This window comes from Luteimonas sp. GW821-FHT14E02 (genome assembly GCF_058803905.1).
On the sequence record NZ_JBXAPK010000001.1, the window covers coordinates 602,305 to 623,248 of the forward strand.

A 20,944-nucleotide genomic window follows, 5' to 3' on the forward strand; every position below is an offset into this window, starting at 1 on the left:
CCGGCCATGAAAAGCACCCTTGCCGCCGCCGTTCCCATGGCCGCGCTTGCCGCTGCCGTCCTGCTGGGGGGCTGCCAGAAAGTGGAGCCACCGGCCAGTCATTCCGAGGCCAGCGGCGACACCGTGACCGAATGGCGCGTCCCCGCCGCCGCGGGCACGGCCGAGCCGGACCTGTTCCTGGCGCCGGACGGGCGATTGCTGCTCAGCTGGGTGAAGCCGTTCGACAAGTCCCGCTACGTGCTGCAGTTCACCACCTTCGACCGCAATGGGCAGTGGCAATGGGCGCCGAAGACGATCGCCGTCGGCGCGTCGATGGTGATCAACTGGGCCGACACGCCGCACATCGCCGCCACCGCCGATGGTGCCTTGTGGGCGCACTGGCTGCAGAAGACGCGCGGTGCCGACGGGGAAGGGCATTCCTACGATGTCATCGTCAGCCGCTCCGGCGACGACGGCATGATCTGGAGCGCGCCGGTGCGTGCGCACGATGACGGCAAGCCGGTCGAACATGGTTTCGTATCGTTCTGGCCGGCGGCGCGCGATCGTATCGGCATCGCCTGGCTCGATGGACGCAACACGATCGCAGGTGGCGGTGCCGCCGGCCACGATGGGCACGGCGCAGGGATGATGTCGCTGCGCGCGGCCACGATCGATGCGGCCTCGCGCGTGCAGGATTCCGTTGAGGCCGATGCGTCGGTCTGCGATTGCTGCGGCACCGATGTCGCGATGACCGCGCGCGGCCCGCTGCTCGTGTATCGCGATCGCACCGCGGACGAGATCCGTGACATCTACGCCACGCGCTTCGACGATGGCGCCTGGCGCACGCCGGCGGCGGTGCACGCCGATGGCTGGAAGATCGCGGCCTGTCCGGTGAACGGGCCCGCCGTCGCCGCCGCGGGCGAACAGGCGGTGGTGGCCTGGTTCACTGCCGCCAACGACATGCCGCTGTTGCAGATCGCGCGCAGCCAGGATGCCGGCGACAGTTTCGCCGCACCAGTTGTGGTCGACAAAGGCGAGGCGGTGCAAGGCCGTGTCGACGTCGCGCTCGATGCCAGGCATGCATGGGTGGCCTGGCTGCGCGAAGACGCCAAGGGACAGTCGCTGTGGCTGGCGCGCTACGCACCGGATCTGTCGCGCGAACTGGCGCGCATCGAAATCGCGAAGTTGCAAGGTCGCGGTCGCGGCACCGGATTCCCGAAGCTCGCCGTGCGCAGCGGCGAGGCGTTCCTGTTGTGGACCGACGTCGTCAACGGTGTGCCGCAATTGCATGGCGCGCGAATCAAGGCGGCCGGTTAGCAACGCTGCGCGGACAGCGAGGCTGCCGCGTTTATGGTCTGGACAAGCGTAAAAAGCCGGGAAATTCGCCATATTTGCGCTCTCGCCCCTTGCCTTTCACGAAAGCGTGAGAGGATACTGATCGCGTTGACTAAGGATATAGTCAACGGCCGAGACCTTCCGGCCAGCCAGATGTTCGTGCACTCGCCAAGGACAGGATGCCGAGTGACTTCTACGCATTTGCCCGTTGTCATTGAACGCCCGCGATCGGCCATCGTCCGCGATGTGTCGTCCGTGCGCGTTTCGCCGGGCGCCTTCCTGTTGCCGTTGATCGCGGGCTTCGGCCTCGCGCTCGGTGGCTGTGCGGCTTCCGAACATGCTGAACGGCCCGCCGTCTCCGCCCAAGCTACCGCTACGCAAGCAACTTTGTCAGATTCGCAGGAGCGACCCATGACCACCGCAACATCCATCACCGCCGAAGACATCGGAAAACGCGTGCTGAAGCTGATCGACAGCATCCGCAGCGCCGACGACATCGCGCCCACGCAGATCGAGAAAGTCACCGGCATCAAGGTCGACTTCAATCCGTCGGACAAGAACCAGTACGGCTTCGGCGGAAAGCTCACCGACACGTGGTCGTACAACCTCGTCTCGCTGACCGAGGCGGACGGCTCCAAGCCGACGCGGCTGATGTTCTCCTTTGACGAGCAGAACCACGACGACGATGCCGACATGTCGGCGATCTGCGGCCTCGACTTCGACGCCTACGCCAAGGCGCTGAAGCAGGCCGGGTTCAAGTCCGAGCCGGCGCCAGGCGAGCGCAACAGCACGCGCTATTGGGACTTCTCGCGCGGCGATGTTTCGGTGCACGTATACGTGCGCGGTGAAAGCGACGCCAAGGCCGGACACACCTGCGTGACCAGCCTGATCATCAATGCGTAACGGAGACGCATATGTCCACGCCACAGGAAAAACTGGATGCGATGCTCAAGGACTTCGAGTCTCGCACCAAGACGGATAAGGAAAATCCAGGACAGAAGCTGCGCGACCTGCTCGACAAGTCGCCCGATCTGAAGCAGCGCATCCTCGATTCGGTCGACAAGGGCAATCTCGAGAAATTCAATCCGCTTCCGGCGGGAACCGGCGCGGGCGGCACCTACAACGCCGGCAGCAAGACCATCGAGCTGCCGATGCATTATTTGAACAAGGCGGACAAGGACAAGGGTGCCGCGTCCGAGCTGATCTTCGTGATGGGGCACGAGATCCAGCATTCCTTCAACCGCAATGCCAGCGTCAAGACCACCGAAACCTTCACGAAGCAGGTCGAGGCGATCGCCAAGGGCCCGTCGCCACACGACTACACGGAGGCGGTGCGAGGCTACATCGACAGCTACCGCAAGAACGAGGCCAGCGCCCACATCGGCGGATACAACGCGATCGTCTCGCAGGTGCAGAAAGACAAACCGAAGGCGACGCTGGAGGATTTCTACAACGCCCATCCCGGCCGCATGGGGGATTTCATCGAGCGCAGCGGCACCGCGCCGAAATTCAGCTATGCGCTCAAGGCCGGCCTGAGCGTGGACAAGGACCAGCACATGCCCGAGACGAAAGAGAACGTCGAGGCCATGGGCAAGTATTACTTCGGCAAGAAGAAGACGCCGGGCAACGGGTTCGGGCCGGACAAGGATCAGGATTACACCAACTATTACGGTGACAACGCGCTCAAGCGCATCGACACCATCGAGAAGCGTGTGCAAGCCGAGGCCAAGAAGGCTGATCCCAAGGCCGTCGCGCCAGTAATTCAGGTCGATCTGAAATCGCTCGGTCTCGACAAGGCGGTGCTTAATACCGGGCTGCCTTACACCGATGCCGCCGCCAAGAAGCATCCGATCGAAGCGAGCGTCGAGCCCGAGTCCAACAAGCGTCAGCGCGTCGAGGCTTCGCCGCAACCCTTGTCCGGCCCGCCGCTCTACACGCAGGCGGTCACTGCCCTGGAGAAGCTCGGCGCGGATTCCGGCATCAAGAGTCGCGAGGAACTTGGCGCGGTTGCCGCGGCGATGGCGGTGAAGGCGCAGGGCGATGGTCTGAGCCGTATCGACTCGGTGGTGAAGAGTACGAACGGCCAGGGCCTGATCGCCTTGCAGGGCGAGATGACCTCCATCGCGACTGTTCGCAGCTACATCGACAAGGGCGAGGCGGCGCAACAGTCGCAGTCGCAGAATCTGGCGCTGCTGCGGCAGAACCAGCCGCAGGGTCAGGAACTGGCGGCGCAGCAAGGTGGTCCGCAGCGCTGAGGCGATTGGATGAGGATCCGATCCCCGCCCGGCGGGGACCGGATCGTTCACAGGATGCGAACGCAACGCGCGCGCTCAAGCGATCGCGACATCCATGCCCAGGAAGCGCGCGTACTCGCGGGCGATCTTGCGGACCTGCGTGGCTTCGCCTTTCCGAAGCGTGCGCAGTTCCTGCAACGAGAGCGTGGCGCCACGCTTGTCCAGAACGCGCTTCCACAGCGCGGCCACACGACCGTCGATGACGACACTGGCGTTGACCAATCCGTTGATGCCGATCACCTGGCGATTGCTGGCGGGATCGACCGCCGCGGCACGGTCCTTGTAGGACACCAGATATTCGTCGAACGGCGGCAGCAGGAACAGGCGTTTCTCCAGCGCCGGTGCATCGCCGCGCGCGTGCCAGTGCGGGCGTCCATCGAAGTTGATCTGCGATAACCGGTCCGCGTTCATCGCCAGTCCCGCCAGCGCATCCTTCACCGTCAATCCCGACCACCAGGCGAAATCCTGCGCGGTCGCCGGCCCGCGGGCATTGAAATAGCGCCAGGCCAGTTCGGTCAGCGCCTCCTCGCGCGATTTCGCGGGCGTGGCGGGTGCCCAGGCGTCGAGCAGGACGAAGGTCGGCTGCTTGCCCACGCGCGGGCCGCAGCAGATCAGTCCTTCCTGTGCCAGACGCCCGGTAAGGTTGACACCGCACTGACCAGACGTGGAAATACCGGCCTTCTCGAATGCCGCATACAGATCGCCGCGCAACACCGCGCCGTCGCGCAGCGTCTTCTCGACGATCTTGCGGCAGCGCTTGAGCACGGCATCGTCGAGTCCATAGTCGCGCGCCAGGCGGTTCGCATTGCCGGAGATGGTGCGCACGGCGGTCAGCTGCAACAACCAGCGCACATCGCTGGCCGCAACCAGGTGCAGTGTGCCGCGCATCGGCCAGGTGCGAATCAGGCTGCGATCGGCGATCGCCCGCTCGATGTCGGCCTCGGCCGCATCGCGCATGCGCAAGCCCACCGCCCATAGCGAGCCGTAGTAGTCCTGCGCCTGCATCGCACCCATCCAGGCGACGACGTCGGCGGCATGTTCGAAGCGCGGCGCGGCGATGCCATGCCGATGCAGGCGCCATTGCAGCAGCTCGCGTGCGCTCATCTCATGCATCGGCTTACTTTTCCTTGCGCCAGTTGATCGAGCCGCGGTTCTCCAGCGTGCTCGATTCGATCTCGATGTCGAAGCCCTTGCTCAGCAAGTATTTGAGCGTGAGCACCTGCCCGGTACCGAGCAGCGACACGCCGAAGCCGACATACAACCGCGGCGACAGCTGCTTGCCGACACCAAGCACGCTGCCACCAAGCGCGCGCGATTCGCTGATGCCGGCATCGCTGAGGCCGATCTTGCTGCCGATCTGCGAGGCCAGCACGCTGCCGCCAGCGCTGAGCGCAGCCGAGGCGGCGCTGAGCTGATTGCTTTCGTCGCTCGAAAGATGCGAGGTGGAGCGGCCGAGCGCGAGGTACGACAGCGCTTCGGAATCGTCGGTGGCCGGATCCGTCCACACGTTGGCCTGCGGTTGCGATGCGCGACCAGTGACGTCGATGCCGGCGGTGATGCTCTCGGCCTCGATCTTGCGTTCGGCGCGGATGTTGAGAATTGGATCCGACACAGGACCGTTCGACCACGACAGCATGCCGCGCGTGATCTGCAGTTTCTGGCCGTAGGCGGCGTACTTGCCGCCGACCTCGAGCTGGCCGCTGCCGGTCATCTCGCGCCCCGGCCGTGCGCGCACGCGCAGTTGGCCGCCGAGGGTGCCGTCCAGGCCGAAGCCCTTCAGTTTCACGTCATCGCCCATCACCAGCGTGAGGTCGAGTTCGAGCGGCGAATCGCCGGTGTCTTCCGGGTCTTCGGGATCGAGCACCACCACGTCGGGCGAGGCGGACACGCCTTGATCGAGGCGTTCCAGATCGATCGTCGCGCTCGGCACGGTGACCGAGCCGGTCACGTTGAGCGGCTGCTTCGCGGCGTAGCGCACGGTGATGTCGGGATTGGCGACCGCATGCAGATCGCGCGTGTCGGACACCAGCACGTTGTTGCCGCGCAACTGCAATTGCAGCGGCGTCTCCTCGCCCTGCCAGCCGAGGCTGCCATTGATGTTGAGCGTGCCTTCGCCGGAACGGATGCTGCCATCGATGCGCGCGCTGCCGTCGGCGAGTGCGTTCAATCGCACGTTGCCTTCCTGCAGAACGATACCGAGCGAAGGCAGTTCGGTGCCGAAGTTGCTCAGCTGCGCCTGTCCGCCGAGCGCCGGTTGCGAGCGCGTGCCGGACAGGGTGATGCGTCCGTCGAGCTTGCCGGTGGGTTCGACGATATCGGGCGAGAACAGCTCCAGCCAGGTGAGTTCCTCGGTATTGATCGACACCGTGCCCGATAGCGGCGAATACGTATCCCAGCCGGTCGCGATGTTCGCATCGATGCGACCGCCGCCGTTGAAAGCGCTGCCAAGCGTGGCGCGCAGCTGGCGCGCGTCGAAGTCGGCGTTGAGCACGAGGTTGTCATAGCTGATCACGTCGTTGCGCGCACGCTCGCTCATGCGCAGGCCGCCGCTGGTGGAGGTCAGCTTCAGATTGCCCTGGTAAGCGTTGCCGGCCGGACGTACCTGGCCTTCGAGCGCAATCTCGCCGCGCAGGATCCAGGGACGGCCATCCTCGCGTTCGGGCAAGTAGGGCGTGGCCAGCGTCAGCGGCAGGCCGTTGCCGCGGATGCGCAGGCCTTGTTGCGGCCAGTCGGCGCTCGCGCACAGCGCGCCGGCTCCAGAGGAGGATGTTCCGGAGGAGAAGCAACTTTCCGAGAGCGTCCAGCGACTGCCATTCTGCGCGAAACGCGCGGGCGACTGCAGCCGCCATGCCGCGCCTTTCGATGGCGCCAGATGCAGCGAGGCCAGTGTGCCCAGCCAGTTGCCGTTGCGATCGCGTTCGGCATGTCCGGCGAGATCGAGCGCGCCGATCTCACCGCGTGTGCTGGCCTCGAGCTGCAGATTTTCGATCGCGCCGCGCGCGTTCACCTGCAGGCTTTCGAGCGCGATGCCGGCGTTGACGCCTTGCGCGGTGACGGCGATCGCACCGTTCGAGCCTTTCCACGGCATCATGCCTTTCACGCTCAGGCTCGCCGCCGTGTAGTCGTCGTACTTCAGGCCGCTGCCGGTGAGATCGGCCTCGACGTTCGGCGCGGTGCGCGCCCCGGTCAATCGCATTGTGCCGTGCAGCGCGCCGGCTGCGCCTGGCAGCAGATCGGCGAGTTGCAGCGGCGACAGGTTCGCATCGATCGCCAGCACGTCGCTGACCTTGCCCTTGGCATCGATGCGGCTCTCGCCGAGGCTGAGCGCGACTTCGCCATCGAAATTCGATTGCGTCTTGCCGGTGGCCGGGCCATGCATCGCGAAGACAGCGCGACCGGCGAGCTTGCGGCCGCGCAGCGTGCCGCCGAGTTGTTCGGCATCGACGTCGATCTCCAGGCCGCCATCGTCGCGCGTGCGCCCTTGGCTGGCGAGCGTGCCGTTCACCGCGCCCTTCCAGTCGGGCGCGAAATAGCCGGGGTCGAAGCCGGCGAGCTTCGCATCGATGGTCCACGACAATGACGGCGTCCAGCCGACTTCGCCCGTTGCGTTCAGCGTGCCGGTCGGCATCGTCGCGCGCAGCGACTTCAGCGTGAGCTTCTCGGCGTTGCCACGCCCGTCGAAATCCACATTCGCGCGTTGTTGTTCGCGGGTGAGCGTCGCCTTGCCCACGGCGGTCCAGTCCTTCGTGGTGCCGGCGATGTCGAAATCGGCGTTGGCACCGATCGCGGGGGCTGCATCTTTCGCGTTGGCGGCCTTGGGATCGGCGCCGAAGGAAAGATCACGAGCGTTGACCGTGAACTTGAAGTTCGCGTCTTCCGGCTTGCTGAAATCACCGCGTCCACGCGCAATGATGTGTCCGCCGAACACGTCCACCGCCAGCGGCTTGAATTCCAGCACCTGCTGTTCGAGTTTCACTTTCGACGGCTGCAGCACGACATCGAGATCGCCCTGTCGCAGCTTGCCTTGCAGATTGGCTTCGCCGCCGATGCCGTCGGCCTTGAGATCGAAGGCGAGCGGTGTTCCCGGCTCGCCGCTGCCGATGATCAACCCTGGATCGAGCGCCGTTGTGCTGGTGGTGAAATGCCAGCGCGGATCGTCCTTGCCACGCAGCGTGAGCAAAGCGCGCAGCTTGTCCGGCACGTTGCCCGAGATGGCGATGTCGAGCTTGGACAGATCGCCGCGCGCGGCGAGGCCGATGCGCGGCCTTGTGCGCGCCGGTGGCGCCGGCAGCAGCGCACTGGCGGTGAGCGACATGCGGTAGTCGTCGCGCGGGACGTAATCGCCGTGCACGCTGAAGTGGCCACGATCGCTGTCGACGACCAACTGCTCGATGTGCAGCTTGCCCTGGCGCGCATCGACGCCGCCGCGCGCGCTGCGGATGTCGATGAGCGATTCGCCCGCCTGCGACACCTTGAAGCCGTCGATGCGGATCTTGTCGGCCTGCATCGCCAGCGGCAGATCGATGTTCGGCAGCACTTCCGGCCAGCGCGGCAGTTCGAATGGCTCGTCGCTCTTGGGCAATTCCAGCGTCGCGCCTTCGATGTCGAGCGCATCCAGCCGCAGCAGCTTGCCGAGCAGCGGGCGGATGTCTGGATCGATCATCACGCGCTTGGCCGTGAACACCAGCGTGCCGGGCTTCGCGCACTGGCCGTAGGGCACGGGTTCGCCATCCTTGTCGGGACAGCTTTGCATCTCGAAACGCAGACCATTCAATACCAGCGAGCCGACGACTGGGCCTTCGGCTTTTTCCCAAGTCAGGCGCGTGCCGGCGGGCAGGCGCGCGACGATCTGTGACATCAGGAAATCGCGACCGCCCAGTGTCCACAGCAGCCAGTACACGGCGAAGGCCGCCAGCAATACCAGCGCCAGCGTGCCGAGCGCGCTGCGGATCGCGAGCGTGCGCATGCGCGCGCGCCGTCGCGCGCGCAGCTCGGCGATGCGGGCGTCGCGTTCTTCTGGAGTCGGTTCGCGCGTGTCTACCATCCGTTAGAACTCCGCTCCGATGTTCAGGCCGATCGTGAACGACGAGTCCGGATCGTTGAGGCCGCGCGCGATGTCGAAACGGATTGGCCCCACCGGCGACTTGTAGCGCACGCCGATGCCCACGCCCGTGCGCCAGTCCGGTGTGGTGCCGTCGAAGGCATCGCCGCTGTCGACGAACACCGCGCCGCCCAGCGTGTCGGTGAAGTAGCGTTCGAACTCGACGCTGCCGGTGATCACGTTCTTGGCACCGAGCGCGAACGAGTCGACACGGCGTTGCCGGCCCGAGCTGGTGATCTCGATCTTTTCGAGGCGTGGCCCGACCTCGCGATATTCGTAACCACGGATGCTGCGGTCGCCGCCGGCGTAGAAGCGCAGGCTCGGCGGCATGTCGACCAGCGCGTTGGTGAAGGTGTGGCCGAACTCGCCGCGCACGATCAGGCGATTGCGATCGCCCAGCCCCTTGAACCACGACGCGCGCGCATGCAGCTGCGCGAAGGTGGCGTCGGAGCCCACGCCTTCCACGCCCGAGCGCAGCAGCAGGAAGCCGCCGATGCCCTTGCGCGGGAACAGGCGGTCGTCGACGTCGACGTACTCGGCGCGCAGCGACGGGTAGAAGAACGTGGCGTAGCGGTACTGGATCGGCGTGCTGTCGTCACCGTCGTCGTCGGTAGCGTAGGCCCAGCGCTCGCGCAGCAGGTGCAGCGAGGCGATCAGGTTGAGATTGCGGCTGTACTGCCCGCTGCGGCTGCCGACGAATTCGATGCGGCGCGTGTCGATGTAGTCGGTCTGCTCGTCGGCCAGCTGCGCGCTGATCGTGTACCAGCCGTCCAGCCAGGCGAAGGCCGGGATGCGGTACTGCACCGTCGCCGTCTTGCGGTTCTGCGCCCAGTCGACCTGGGCCAGCGCCTTGTGGCCACGCATGTTCAGGTAGCGGCGCTCCACGCCCAGGCGGATACCGGCGCCGCTGTCGGTGCCATAGCTCACGCCGGCGGTGTAGATGCTGCGCTTGGCGGGCGTCAGCGTGACCTGCACCGGCACGCGCTTGTCGCCCTCCGGCCCGGTGATCGCGTTGTCCGTCTGTGGCTCGATGTCGATGCGGCTGAAGTAGTCCAGCGACGAGAGCGACTTGCGCAGGCGATCGAGACGGCCTTGGTGGTAGTACTGGCCTTCCTTCCAGTAGATGAGCTTGTTCAGCAAACTGTCGCTGATGATCCGCTTCGGCGTCTGCGAGAAGCTGACCGGCCCCATGTTGTAGCGGTCGCCGCTGGTCCAGACCAGATCGATGTCGGCGGCGTGGTCGGCGCGCGTCACCTCGACCCGGCGCGAGTTGAAATCGGCGTCGAAATAGCCGCGCTCGGCCAGCCGGCGCGTGATCCGCGTCTTGCTGGCCTCGTAGACCGCGTGATTGAAGATGTCGCCCTTGTGCGGGGTGAAGGCGGCGAGGTCTTCCTTCAGATAGCGGTCGTCGCCGCCTGCGCCGAGGATCGCGATGTCGGAATTGCGTACCCGCACCGGTTCGCCGGGTTTCACCGTGATGGTGACCGCCGTCCCGTTGTCACCGCGGGTGCGATCCACCTTGATCTCAGGCGCGTAGTAGCCGAATGGCTCCAGGGCCTCGCGCGCCTCATCCTCGGCCACACGCATCAGATATCCCAGCCGCCGGCCCGGAATCTCCTTGCCGATGGCGTCCTCCAGCGACAGCGCGCCGCGGACGTTCGCGGTCATCGCCTCGTCGAGGCCATGGATGTCTACTTTGTTAATTTTTGCTGCGCCTGCGGGAAGCGACGCAGTGAGGGCGGCGAGCGTGAGGAGGACGGGGGAAAGGCGCATTGCCGTGAAGCATAAAGGCTAAGGTCGGTTTCGATAACCGTCACGAACAATGGCGGTCACTTGCATAGCCCGTTAAGAAGTCGTAATTTCGAATTTGCCGCTCCTGATCCGAAGCAGATTCGGCGTCAAGGCGCGGTGATTCGAGGGGCAATACAGAAGACGTCGAAGTACTGCGCAAGCAGCGCTGGTTCATCTTTTGTGGATGGGCGGCCGCTGCCACCGACTGCTTTTCCGAAGCGCGCGAGCGCATCTACACACTATAGGTTGGGGAATCACAACATGACGAAGAAGAAACTTTTGGCCACGGCCATTTGCGCCGTTTTAGTGGGGCTGATCCCAGTCGCCGACGCTGTCGCGCAAGAACAAGCCCAGAACCAGCCTGCGGAATCGACGCAGCCGGCCCAGCCCACGGAACTCAATAAGGTCGTCGTGACGGGTTCTCTGATCCCGCAAACACAACTTGAAACGGCAACCCCGGTGGTAACGATTTCGGCGGAAGACATCAAGGCGCGCGGCTTCACGAGCGTTGCCGACGTCCTGCAGCAATCGAGCCTTTCCACCGGCGGTGTGCAGGGTGGACAAGCTTCGGGCGGCTTCACGCAAGGTGCCGAGACGGTCAGCATGTTCCGTCTCGATCCCGCCTATACCAAATATCTGATCGATGGCCGTCCGATGGCGAATTATCCGGCCCTGTACAACGGCAGCGATACGTTCAACAACATCAGCGGCATCCCGGTCGATCTCGTCGATCGTATTGAAATCCTGCCAGGCGGCCAGTCGTCGCTGTACGGTTCCGATGCGATCGCCGGCGTGGTGAACATCATCTTGAAGAAGCAGATGGACGGCGGAGTCGTCAATGTTCGCGTCGGCACCTACACCGAGGGCGGCGGCGAGAGCTATCGCGTCAGCATCGCCGATGGATTCAGCAGCGCCGATGGTCGGTTCAATCTGCTCGCTGGCGTGCAATTCGAACACAGGAATCCGATCTGGGCATCGGAGCGCGATCTGACCAAGCAATACAACATCCGGGGCAGGGAATACAGCCGGGACGAAAACGGCAGGGAGATCGCGGAATACTCGCCGCCAGTGGCCAGCCGTGACTATCTGGTCTACTCGGCGATCACGGGCGGGTACTATTTCATGGACCCGAACAATTGCGCCAATGTGACCGGGCAATTCCGTGGCACCGAGGGGCTGCAGACCCGCGCAGGGCGCGGTGATTATTGCGGCTCGTTCTATACGCCGGGCTATCGCACTCTCAGGAATGGCAAGGAAAGCGCGCAGATCTATACGCATGCGTCCTTCGATGTGAACGACAACCTGCAGCTTTATAGCGATGTGCTCTACATGCGCGAGAAGGTGGAGTACAACTCGGGCGCGAACTTCCTGTGGTGGGGAACCGGCAGCAAGTGGGGTGCCTATTACGATCCCAATCTGGATGATCTGGTCAACCTGCAGCGTGCCTTCTCGCCGGAAGACGTCGGCGGAAGGTTCGGTGACACGAACAGCGAGGACACCAATCGCTCGTATGCCGTGACCTTTGGTGGCAAGGGAACGTTCGGCAGCAGCAACTGGGATTACGACGTCAGCTTCACACGCAACGAATATCGTCTCGACGAGAAGAGCTTCGTGCGCTGGAAGGACCCGATCAACAACTACTTCGAAGAACGCGTACTCGGGCCGCAACAGGGGTGGGATCCGTATTTCGACGCATATCCTGTCTTCACGCCGAATTACGAGGCGTTCTATACGCCGATTTCCCCGGATGATTTCGCCAGCTTCACGGGCCATGTCACCAACAAGAGCAAGACCTGGGACAACATGCTCCGTGCGCAGGTCACCAATGCCTCGCTGTTCAGCCTGCCTGGCGGCGATGCGGGCCTGGCCGTGGTGGTGGAAGGTGGCAGCCAGGGCTGGGATTACTCGCCCGATGCCAATCTGGTTCCTGATCCGGTGACGCTGGAATCGAATGTCTGGGGGCTCACCTCGGTCAGCGGTGCCGGCCATCGTTCGCGCTATGCATTGACGACCGAACTGCGTCTTCCGGTCTGGGAGTGGCTCACGGTGACCGCATCCGGACGCTACGATGCTTTTGATGTCCAGGACGAGACCATCGACAAATCCACCTACAGCATCGGCGTGGAACTGCGCCCGGTGGAAAGCCTGCTGCTGCGCGGCAAGTTCGGCACCGCTTTCCGCGCGCCTACCTTGTCCGATCAGTTCCAAGGGTTGAGCGGCTATTACAGCTCCACGACCGATTACTACCGATGCTCCCAGGATGGATATCTCCCGGGCAACACCAGTGATTGCAGCTATGACAACGAGCAATTCTTTGGGCAGCAGGAAGGCAACAAGGAGCTGAAGCCCATCAATGCCGATGTCTGGAATTTCGGCGTGGTTTTTGCCCCGAACGAGAAGCTGTCGATGTCGGTGGATTATTTCCACTGGGGGCTGAACAACGAAATCGACGTGCAGAGTGTCGACCAGTTGATGTTGGCGGAGTATTTCTGCCGTTCCGGCCAGGTGGACATCAATTCGCCCGGGTGCCAGAGAACCTTGTCCTGGATCACTCGCGACGAAAACGGCGAGCTGCAACAGGTCTATACGCCCAAGGTCAATATCGCCCAGCAGAAACTCAGTGCCATCAAGGCTGATGTGAATTACGCAGTCGACATCGGCAGTTTTGGCGATCTGTTGTTCCGGGCCTCGTACAGCAACGTGCTGACCCACAAGGTCAAGCCGCTGCCGAACGAGCCGGAAATCGATCTGATGAACGACCCGTACAACATGTGGATCTACGATGCCTACGCTAAGACGCGTACGGATTTTTCTGTGAGCTGGAACATCGACAAGTGGACGACCACGTTGTATGCCAATCGCATCGGCAAGACGCCCAACTATCAGGCCTATGCCAATCGCGACATTACAGCGCCGGGCGCTGGCTGGTGGGACGCTTACACCACCTACAACCTGAGTGTGAACTACAGGCCGATCGAAGCGCTTGAGGTCTCGCTGCTGGCCAACAACGTCTTCAACAAGATGCCAACGGACCAGGCCTACAACTTCAATGGGCTGGAAAGCGAGCCGTACAACAGCGCGATGTATGACGCCTATGGGCGGGCCGTGTATCTGGAAATGCGCTACAAGTTCGGCGCGAAGAAAGACTGATTTTCGTAAAAAGTGATGCAAAAACGAAGCCCCGCTCGAAAAGCGGGGCTTCGTTTTATTCAAGCCTGGGAAAACTTAGGAAGACAGGTGCTCGATGGCGGCGACGCTGCCGAGCCGATCGGCGAGGCGCTTTAGCAATGCCAGGCGGTTGTTGCGCAGCGGCAGGTCGTCGACGTTGACCATCACGCCATCGAAGAAGGCGTCGACCTGCGGACGCAGGCGGGCGAGATGGGCGAGTGCGTTGACGTAGTCGCCGTGGGCGAGCGCGTGGCCGGTTTCGGCGTAGACGGCTTCGACGGCTTCGGCGAGGGCGCTTTCCGCGGGTTCCTTCAATAGCGTGGCGTCGACGGTGGCGGGAATGTCGCCTTCGGCCTTCTTGAGGATGTTGCCGATGCGCTTGTTGGCCGCGGCCAGCGCGGCGGCTTCCGGCAGCGTGGCGAAGGTGCCGATGGCGTCGATGCGGCGGTCGAAGTCGTAGAGCGATGCGGGCTGTTTCTCGGCCACCGCATTGAAATGCTGCACGGAGACGCCTTTGTCGGCGTAGTAGCCGCGAAGGCGGTCGAGAATGAAATCGTAAGCTTCCGTGGCGATGGCGTCGGCATTCAGGATGTGGGCGACCTGTCCCTCGTCGGCGGCATGGTCGCGGAGAAACTTGGCCGCGAAGCTGCTGCGAATCGCCGTGGCCTCTGTCGCGACTGGCGCCACGCCTTTTGAATGTTCCTTTTGCTTCTCCACGCCCTTCGGGCTCGTGGAGGCAACAGCAAGGACGGCTTGCAGTGCCGCGGCTGACAGAAGGTTGTGCAGATCGACATCGATCCCGCTTTCGATCAAGGAGCGGGCCAGACCCAGCGCGTTACGTCGCAGCGCGAACGGATCCTTGTTGCCCGTCGGCTTCAGGCCGGCCGCAAAGCCGCCCGCCAGCGTGTCGAGCCGCTCGGCGATCGCCAGCGTCTTGCCCAGCGGCGACAGCGCGATGTCGTCACCGGCGAAGCGCGGCTGATAGGCCTCGTCGATGGCATTGGCGAGCGATTGGCGATCGTCGGCGTTCAAGTCGACGAGCGCGGCATCGTGCCTGGCGTAGTAGCGTCCGGCGATGCCCTGCAATTCCGGGAATTCGTTGACCATGCGCGACTGCAGGTCGGCCTTGGCGAGCAGCGCCGCGCGGTGTGCCAGCACAGGATCGACGCCGATCTGCGGCGCGATGACTTCTGCCAGCTTAGCGACGCGATCCGCCTTGTCGGCCACGCTGCCGAGCTTGGCCTGGTAGGTCACGGAAGCGAGACCGGCGTTCATCGCGCTCAGCCCTTGCTTCAAATCTTCGTCGTAGAAGAACTTGGCATCGGCGAAGCGCGGACGGATCACGCGCTCGTAGCCCTTGCGGATTTCCTCGGGGTTCTTCGATTCGATGTTGGCGATGCCGATGAAGTGTTCGGTCAGGCGGCCGCCCTCGCTCAGCACGGGGAAGAATTTCTGGTTGGCTTCCATCGTGGCGATCAGCGCTTCCTGCGGGACGGCCAGGAATTCCGGCTCAAACGCGCAGGTCACCGCTTTTGGCCATTCGACCAGGCAGTTCACCTGTTCGAGGTTGTCGGCATCGATGCGGGCGTGTCCGCCGACGGCGCGCGCGGCCTGTTCGACTTCGGCGGCGATGCGCGTGCGGCGTTCGTCCGGATCGGCCAGGACCTTGGCCGCGCGCAGGGTTTCGAGATAGTCGCCGGGCCGCGCGATGGTGACCGGGCCTTCGTGCAGGAAGCGGTGGCCACGGCTGTCGCGGCCGGCGCGCACGCCGAACAATTCGCCTTCGACCACGTCGTCGCCGAGCAGCAGCACCAGCCAGTGCACGGGGCGTGCGAAGGCATAGTCGTGATCGCCCCAGCGCATCGGCTTGGGGATCGGCATCGCGGCGATGGCTTCGCGCAGCACTTCCGGCAGCAGTTCGGCGGTTTTAGCGCCGGGCTTGAGCGCGCGATGGACGAAGCGTTCGCCCTTGTTGTCGCTGACGCGTTCGAGTTGCGTCCACTCCACACCGGCTTTCGCGGCGAAGCCTTGCAGCGCCTTGGTCGGCTGGCCGTCGGCATCGAGGGCGACGTTGAGGTAAGGGCCGAGTACTTCCGAGCGCTGTTCGGGTTGTTCGACGGCGACGGCGGGCAGTTGCACCGCGAGACGGCGCGGGCTGTACAGCGGCTTGGCGTCGCCGCGTTCGCAGGCGACGCCGCGCTTGTTCAGCGCATCGAGCACGCCGTCGAACAGTGCCTGCGCCAGTCCGGGCAGCGCCTTGACCGGCAGTTCTTCGGTGCCGAGCTCGATCAACAGAGGACGCTTGGCGCTCATGCGCGGGCCTCCTTGGCGGCGACCGCTTCCAGCCGCTTGCCCTCGTAGAGCTTGGCCACCGCCTGCGCCAGCGCGCGCACGCGCAGGATGTAGCGCTGGCGCTCGGTCACGCTGATGGCGCGGCGGGCGTCGAGCAGGTTGAAGCTGTGTGAGGCCTTGCAGACCTGATCGTAGGCCGGCAATGGCAGGCCGAGTTCGACCAGTTTCTGGGCCTCGCGCTCGCAGGCGTCGAAACGATGGAAGAGTTCGGGCACGTCGGCGTGTTCGAAGTTGTAGGCGCTCTGCTCGACTTCGTTCTGGTGGTAGACGTCGCGGTAGGTCACCGTGCCCTGCGGGCCGTGGGTCCAGACCAGGTCGAAGACGTTGTCGACGTTCTGCAGGTACATGCACAGGCGCTCGAGGCCGTAGGTGATCTCGCCCAGCACCGGTCGGCATTCCAGGCCGCCGGCCTGCTGGAAGTAGGTGAACTGGGTGACTTCCATGCCGTTCAACCACACTTCCCAGCCCAGGCCCCAGGCGCCGAGGGTGGGCGATTCCCAGTTGTCCTCGACCAGCCGCAGGTCGTGGACCTGCGGGTCGATGCCGAGTGCCTTGAGAGAGTCGAAGTACAGGTCGACGATGTTGTCCGGGTTCGGCTTCATCACCACCTGGTATTGGTAGTAACGCTGCAGCCGGTTGGGGTTGTCGCCGTAGCGGCCGTCGGTGGGACGGCGGCAGGGCTGCACGTAGGCGGCGTTCCACGGCTCGGGCCCGAGCGCGCGCAGGAAGGTGGCGGGATGGAAGGTGCCGGCGCCGACTTCCAGATCGAGCGGCTGGATCAGCACGCAGCCCTGCGCGGCCCAGTAGGCGTTGAGCTTGAGGATCAGTTCCTGGAAAGTAGGTCCGGGCATAGCCTGCGGTGCCGCAAAACGACGGCCGGGTAGTATAGCGACGCAATCACGAAAGCCTTTCCGGATTTCCCCCATGTCCGCCCCATTTCTGATCCTCGAAACCGGCCAGCCTGTGCCGTCGATGCGCCGCCATGGCGGCTTCCCACATTGGATCCGCACCGCCGCGGGTCTCGAACGCGGCCGGGCGGTGGTGGTCGACGTCGAGCGTGGCGACGCGTTGCCGGCGCGGGAGGGGTTCGCGGGCGTGATCGTCACCGGCTCGGCCGCGATGGTCACCGACCGTCACCACTGGAGTGAACGCAGCGCTGACTGGCTGTGCGAGGCGGCGCACGCGGGTGTGCCGATCTTCGGCATCTGCTACGGCCATCAGCTGCTTGCGCATGCGCTGGGCGGCGAGGTCGGCGACAACCCGAAAGGGCGCGAGATGGGCACGGTCGAGGTCGGCCTGTCGCCGCAGGCGCCCGAGGACGCGCTGTTCGCAGGCCTGCCGGCGCGCTTCCGGGCGCAGACCACGCACCTGCAGACCGTGCTGCGCGCGCCGGAGGGCGCCGCGGTGCTGGCGATGTCCGAACAGGATGGTTGCCATGCCTTCCGCTGGGGCGATCGGGTCTGGGGTGTGCAGTTCCACCCTGAATTCAGTTCCACGCACATGCGCGGCTACGTGCGGGCGCGCGCGGATGCGCTGGGGCGCGAAGGCATCGATGCGCAGGCGGTGTCGCGTAATATCTCCGCCACCCCCCATGCGCGCCGCGTGCTGCGGCGCTTCCTCCATCGAGCGCATGCGCTCGCCGTCGCGGGTTGAACCGCCGCGCGCACGACATCAGACGAGATTCCATGCAAGTCCGTAGACAGCCGATCACCCAGGCCATTGCCTGGATGCGGCAAGCGATCAATGTCGGTGCGCGCAGTCCGCGTGCCATCTTCGGCGCGGCATTGTTGATGATGGGGGTGTTGTACCTGTCGGTCATGCTGTTGCTGTCGCCGGTCTCGCTCACGCTGAATGCCGGCAGCGATATCAATGCGGTGCTGCCCTGGATGGTGCCTGCGTATGTGGTTTTGTTCCTGTTGTTTCCGGTGTTGCTGGGCGGATTGATGCATGTGATCCGCGAAGCCGAAAGCGGGCGCCAGGCGAAGGCGAGCGGCTTGTTCGCACCGTTCCGCCAGGGGCGCGCCGGACAGCTGGCGCTACTCGGCTTCGTCCAGCTCTTGCTGGCGGTCCTGAGCACTGCATTGGTGGTGGGATTGGCTGGCGGTGAATACTGGACCAACTATCTGGCCGCGCTGCGTTCCGCTGCGGGTGGCGCCATGCCGGAGACCATGCCGGCGCCCAACAATCCAGGTCTGATGACGCTGGTGCAGATGGTCTACAACTATTTCAGCTTCGCCCTCACCCTGCTCGGAGTTCCGCTCATCCTGTTCTCGAAATTGCCGGTGACGGAGGCCTTGCGCGCGGCCCTGCGCGCCACGCTGGTGAATTTCCCGGCCAATTTCCTGGCAGGGGCGATGTTTTTTGGAGGCTCCCTGTTGCTGGGGATGTTCGCGGTGGTCTTCGTCCTGATCGCGGTGTGGATCGGCGGTCTCCTGCATCCGGCCTTCGGCAGTCTGCTTGGCGTCGTCATCCTGATCATCGTGGGGATGGTGCTGCTGGTGGTGCTGACCGGCGCCGCATATTTCGCTTGGCGCGATACGTTCGGTGAGCAGGACGATGCGCCACCACCGGCGCGTGGGCCCGGGGGCTCGATCGGAATCGAGGTCTAGCTAGAGCGCGCTTTCGATCGCCGCGTTAAAGACCGTATTGGTCACGATGACCAAGGCGACGGTCAGCAGCACACATGCCAGGAGTTGAGCACCGATCCACAGCGCCGCCCACGTCGGCATGTCCCGATGCCGCTGCACCACGCGCGTGGCGGACATCCGGTCATGCAGCGCGAGGTAGCGCGGCGGCAGTGCCGCCATGGCATGGCCGAGGTTGAGCGTGAGCCAGGACAGGCTGCCTGCGAGATGGCGGCCGAGCGCGCGGGGCACGTCGATGCGCAATCCGGAAGCATCGGAGACCTGCAGCCGCAGCGCGCGCTGCCCGGGCGTGGCCTGGCGCGCGGAGGCCTCGAAGGCGACGTGATACAGCGCGCCGAGCGCCGCGAAGACGAGAATCGGCGGCCATAGCAGCGCGAACACGTCGTACCGCAGCGTCTGGATCGCGCCCCATAACGTGGGATCGAAGAGCCAGCGCGAGACCAGTTCCGTGGGCGGCGCGCCGGCGTCGATCGCGTCGGTCATGCTGCGCACGATCTGATGCAGCAGGGTGATGTAGTCGGCGGACACCGCCGACGCGGCGGCGCCGAGCTTGCGCCACAGCAGCAGCACTGTTGGCACGCCAATGATCGCGGCATCGAGGGACCAGGCCGCGTAACGTCGCCAGAATCCTGCGGGCGTCATCGGCGACGGGTCAGTGGGCGCGTTCGTCTGCGGGTGCGTCGGACTTCGGCGCCACCAGACGCGAGGCCATGACCCCGGCTTCGTACAGCAGCATCATCGGGATCGCCAGCAACAGCTGCGACACCACGTCCGGCGGCGTGATCACGGCCGCCAGCACGAAGATCGCGACGATGGCGTAGCCGCGCCATTCGCTCAGCTGCGCCGGGGTCACCCAGCCGAGCAGGACCAGGATCACCAGCGCCACCGGCAGCTCGAAGCTCGCACCAAAAGCAAAGAAGATCACCAGCACGAAGTCGAGATACGCGCCGATGTCCGGCGTGATCGAAACGATGTCCGGCTTGAAGTGCAGCAGGAAGGTGAACACCGCCGGCAGCACCAGGAAATAGGCGAAGGCGCAGCCGGCGTAGAACAGCGTCACCGACGAGGCCAGTAGCGGCATGGCCAGCCGTTTCTCGCGCTGGTACAGGCCGGGCGCGACGAAAGCCCACAGCTGGTACAGCAGCCACGGCATCGCCACGAACAGGGCGACGAAGAAGGTCAGCTTCACCGGCGCGAAGAAGGCGCCGGCCGGGTTCATCGCGATCATCTGCTGCCCGTTGGGCAGGCGCGCGATCAGCGGCATGGCCAGCCAAGTGTAGAGCTTGCTGGTGAAGGGCAGCAGCGCCACCAAGATCACCACGAGACCGACGACGCCACGCAACAGGCGCGCGCGCAACTCGATCAGATGGCTGATCAGCGAGGTTTCGCTCTCGTCGATCTCAGGCGTGCCGGACATCGTCTTTGGTTTCCGGCAGCGGAGTTTCGGCGGGTGGATCGCGATGATCGGTGGGCGTCACCGCCACCGGTGATTCCTCGGGTGGATGCGCGTCGGGGCGTGCGGGGTCGAGGCTGGCGGAGCTGCGGATCTCGTCGAATTCCTTGCGCGCCTCGGCATCGACGGAACGCACGCGCGCGTCAAGGTCGCGCATCGCGGTTTCGGTGTCGCGCATGCTGCGCTTGAGTTCCTCGGCGGCCAGCTCGCGCTCCAGCTCGTTCTTCACCGACGACCATTGCGCACGCGCGCGGCGCACCCACAGGCCGGCGAAGCGCGCGGCCTTGGGCAGGCGCTCGGGGCCGAGCACGATCAGCGCGACCACGGCGATGACCACGAATTCGGGGAAATCGATGCCAAACATTCAGAAGCCAGTGAGTGTAATGAAGGTTCGGATGCCGGCAAGGTTGATCGAAGTGACTCTCGCGTGGCACCGACTCCCCCTCTCCCTCCGGGAGATCGAAGCCGCATCAGGCGGCTGAGGTAGGGTGAGGGCGGGAGAATGACCGGTTGCTGCAGTTTCCAGGCGCAGAACCTTCCCTCCCTCATCCGGCCCTCCGGGCCACCTTCTCCCGGCGGGAGAAGGGAAAGCGAATCAGCGCGGAACGTTGTTGTCGTTGCGCTGCTGGCTGTCCGACTTGCTGTCGTCCTGGCGCGATTGGTCGCCGATCTGGCCGGTCGGCTTGTCCTCGTCGTGCATGCCTTTCTTGAACTCGTTCACGGCCTTGCCAAGGTCCTTGGCGCCGCTGGTGAGACGTTTGGTGCCGAACACGAGCAATACGATCGCGAGTACGACCAGCCAGTGCCAGATGCTAAAGCCGCCCAT

16 protein-coding genes are annotated in these 20,944 nt (G+C 64.6%); 6 read left to right on the forward strand and 10 right to left on the reverse strand.

Annotation, left to right across the window (positions count from 1 at the left end; translation table 11 throughout):
* The first annotated feature begins 6 nt into the window (after nucleotides 1-6).
* From AC1RNP_RS02585 to AC1RNP_RS02595, 3 genes are all read left to right on the forward strand, one after another.
* A complete protein-coding gene (locus AC1RNP_RS02585; RefSeq protein ID WP_493049665.1) occupies nucleotides 7-1,296 on the forward strand; it encodes a hypothetical protein in 1,290 nt (429 codons plus the stop codon).
* A 429-nt stretch (nucleotides 1,297-1,725) separates the two neighbouring features.
* Entirely contained in the window at nucleotides 1,726-2,217 is a 492-nt protein-coding gene (locus AC1RNP_RS02590) for a hypothetical protein (protein ID WP_493049666.1), read from the forward strand.
* Between the two features lie 11 nt (nucleotides 2,218-2,228).
* Nucleotides 2,229-3,569, forward strand: a complete 1,341-nt coding sequence (locus tag AC1RNP_RS02595) for an XVIPCD domain-containing protein (RefSeq protein WP_493049668.1) — start codon at nucleotides 2,229-2,231, stop codon at nucleotides 3,567-3,569.
* Between the two features lie 75 nt (nucleotides 3,570-3,644).
* Here AC1RNP_RS02595 and AC1RNP_RS02600 read toward each other — a convergent pair whose 3' ends face one another.
* From AC1RNP_RS02600 to AC1RNP_RS02615, 4 genes are read right to left on the reverse strand one after another with little or no spacing between them, the layout of a single operon-like run.
* Nucleotides 3,645-4,712 carry a winged helix DNA-binding domain-containing protein gene (locus AC1RNP_RS02600; protein WP_493049669.1) on the reverse strand — a complete coding sequence of 356 codons (1,068 nt, stop codon included), beginning with the start codon at nucleotides 4,710-4,712 and terminating at the stop codon, nucleotides 3,645-3,647.
* A 13-nt stretch (nucleotides 4,713-4,725) separates the two neighbouring features.
* The gene (locus AC1RNP_RS02605) at nucleotides 4,726-8,652 is read right to left on the reverse strand and encodes a translocation/assembly module TamB domain-containing protein (protein ID WP_493049671.1); all 3,927 of its coding nucleotides are present in this window, start codon (nucleotides 8,650-8,652) and stop codon (nucleotides 4,726-4,728) included.
* 3 nt (nucleotides 8,653-8,655) lie between these two features.
* Complete coding sequence (locus AC1RNP_RS02610) at nucleotides 8,656-10,482, reverse strand: autotransporter assembly complex protein TamA (protein WP_493049672.1); 1,827 nt, start codon at nucleotides 10,480-10,482, stop codon at nucleotides 8,656-8,658.
* Between the two features lie 40 nt (nucleotides 10,483-10,522).
* Complete coding sequence (locus tag AC1RNP_RS02615; RefSeq protein ID WP_493049673.1) at nucleotides 10,523-10,732, reverse strand: hypothetical protein; 210 nt, start codon at nucleotides 10,730-10,732, stop codon at nucleotides 10,523-10,525.
* A 29-nt stretch (nucleotides 10,733-10,761) separates the two neighbouring features.
* Between AC1RNP_RS02615 and AC1RNP_RS02620 the strand changes: the two genes are divergently transcribed.
* Nucleotides 10,762-13,650: a TonB-dependent receptor plug domain-containing protein gene (locus AC1RNP_RS02620; protein ID WP_493049674.1), complete on the forward strand. Its 2,889-nt coding sequence runs from the start codon at nucleotides 10,762-10,764 to the stop codon at nucleotides 13,648-13,650.
* 75 nt (nucleotides 13,651-13,725) lie between these two features.
* Here the strand turns inward: AC1RNP_RS02620 and glyS are convergent, their stop codons facing one another.
* Together glyS and glyQ are read right to left on the reverse strand one after the other, a co-directional pair.
* A complete protein-coding gene (gene glyS / locus AC1RNP_RS02625) occupies nucleotides 13,726-15,981 on the reverse strand; it encodes a glycine--tRNA ligase subunit beta (protein WP_493049676.1) in 2,256 nt (751 codons plus the stop codon).
* Nucleotides 15,978-16,871: a glycine--tRNA ligase subunit alpha gene (gene glyQ, locus AC1RNP_RS02630; RefSeq protein ID WP_493049677.1), complete on the reverse strand. Its 894-nt coding sequence runs from the start codon at nucleotides 16,869-16,871 to the stop codon at nucleotides 15,978-15,980. The genes glyS and glyQ overlap by 4 nt, the downstream gene beginning before the upstream one ends.
* 73 nt (nucleotides 16,872-16,944) lie before the next feature.
* Here glyQ and AC1RNP_RS02635 point away from each other — a divergent pair, with 73 nt between their 5' ends.
* The gene (locus tag AC1RNP_RS02635; protein WP_493049679.1) at nucleotides 16,945-17,673 is read left to right on the forward strand and encodes a glutamine amidotransferase; all 729 of its coding nucleotides are present in this window, start codon (nucleotides 16,945-16,947) and stop codon (nucleotides 17,671-17,673) included.
* Between the two features lie 32 nt (nucleotides 17,674-17,705).
* Nucleotides 17,706-18,629, forward strand: a complete 924-nt coding sequence (locus AC1RNP_RS02640; RefSeq protein ID WP_493049680.1) for a hypothetical protein — start codon at nucleotides 17,706-17,708, stop codon at nucleotides 18,627-18,629.
* Here the strand turns inward: AC1RNP_RS02640 and AC1RNP_RS02645 are convergent, their stop codons facing one another.
* The 4 genes from AC1RNP_RS02645 to tatA all read right to left on the reverse strand — a co-directional run bounded on the left by AC1RNP_RS02645 (nucleotide 18,630) and on the right by tatA (nucleotide 20,944).
* Nucleotides 18,630-19,307, reverse strand: coding sequence for an RDD family protein (locus tag AC1RNP_RS02645; RefSeq protein ID WP_493049681.1), 678 nt, complete (start codon nucleotides 19,305-19,307; stop codon nucleotides 18,630-18,632).
* 10 nt (nucleotides 19,308-19,317) lie between these two features.
* The gene (gene tatC, locus AC1RNP_RS02650; RefSeq protein WP_226467243.1) at nucleotides 19,318-20,082 is read right to left on the reverse strand and encodes a twin-arginine translocase subunit TatC; all 765 of its coding nucleotides are present in this window, start codon (nucleotides 20,080-20,082) and stop codon (nucleotides 19,318-19,320) included.
* Nucleotides 20,066-20,482, reverse strand: a complete 417-nt coding sequence (gene tatB, locus AC1RNP_RS02655; protein WP_493049682.1) for a Sec-independent protein translocase protein TatB — start codon at nucleotides 20,480-20,482, stop codon at nucleotides 20,066-20,068. Before tatB ends, tatC begins: the two co-directional genes overlap by 17 nt.
* 231 nt (nucleotides 20,483-20,713) lie before the next feature.
* Nucleotides 20,714-20,944 carry a Sec-independent protein translocase subunit TatA gene (tatA, locus tag AC1RNP_RS02660; protein WP_226467241.1) on the reverse strand — a complete coding sequence of 77 codons (231 nt, stop codon included), beginning with the start codon at nucleotides 20,942-20,944 and terminating at the stop codon, nucleotides 20,714-20,716.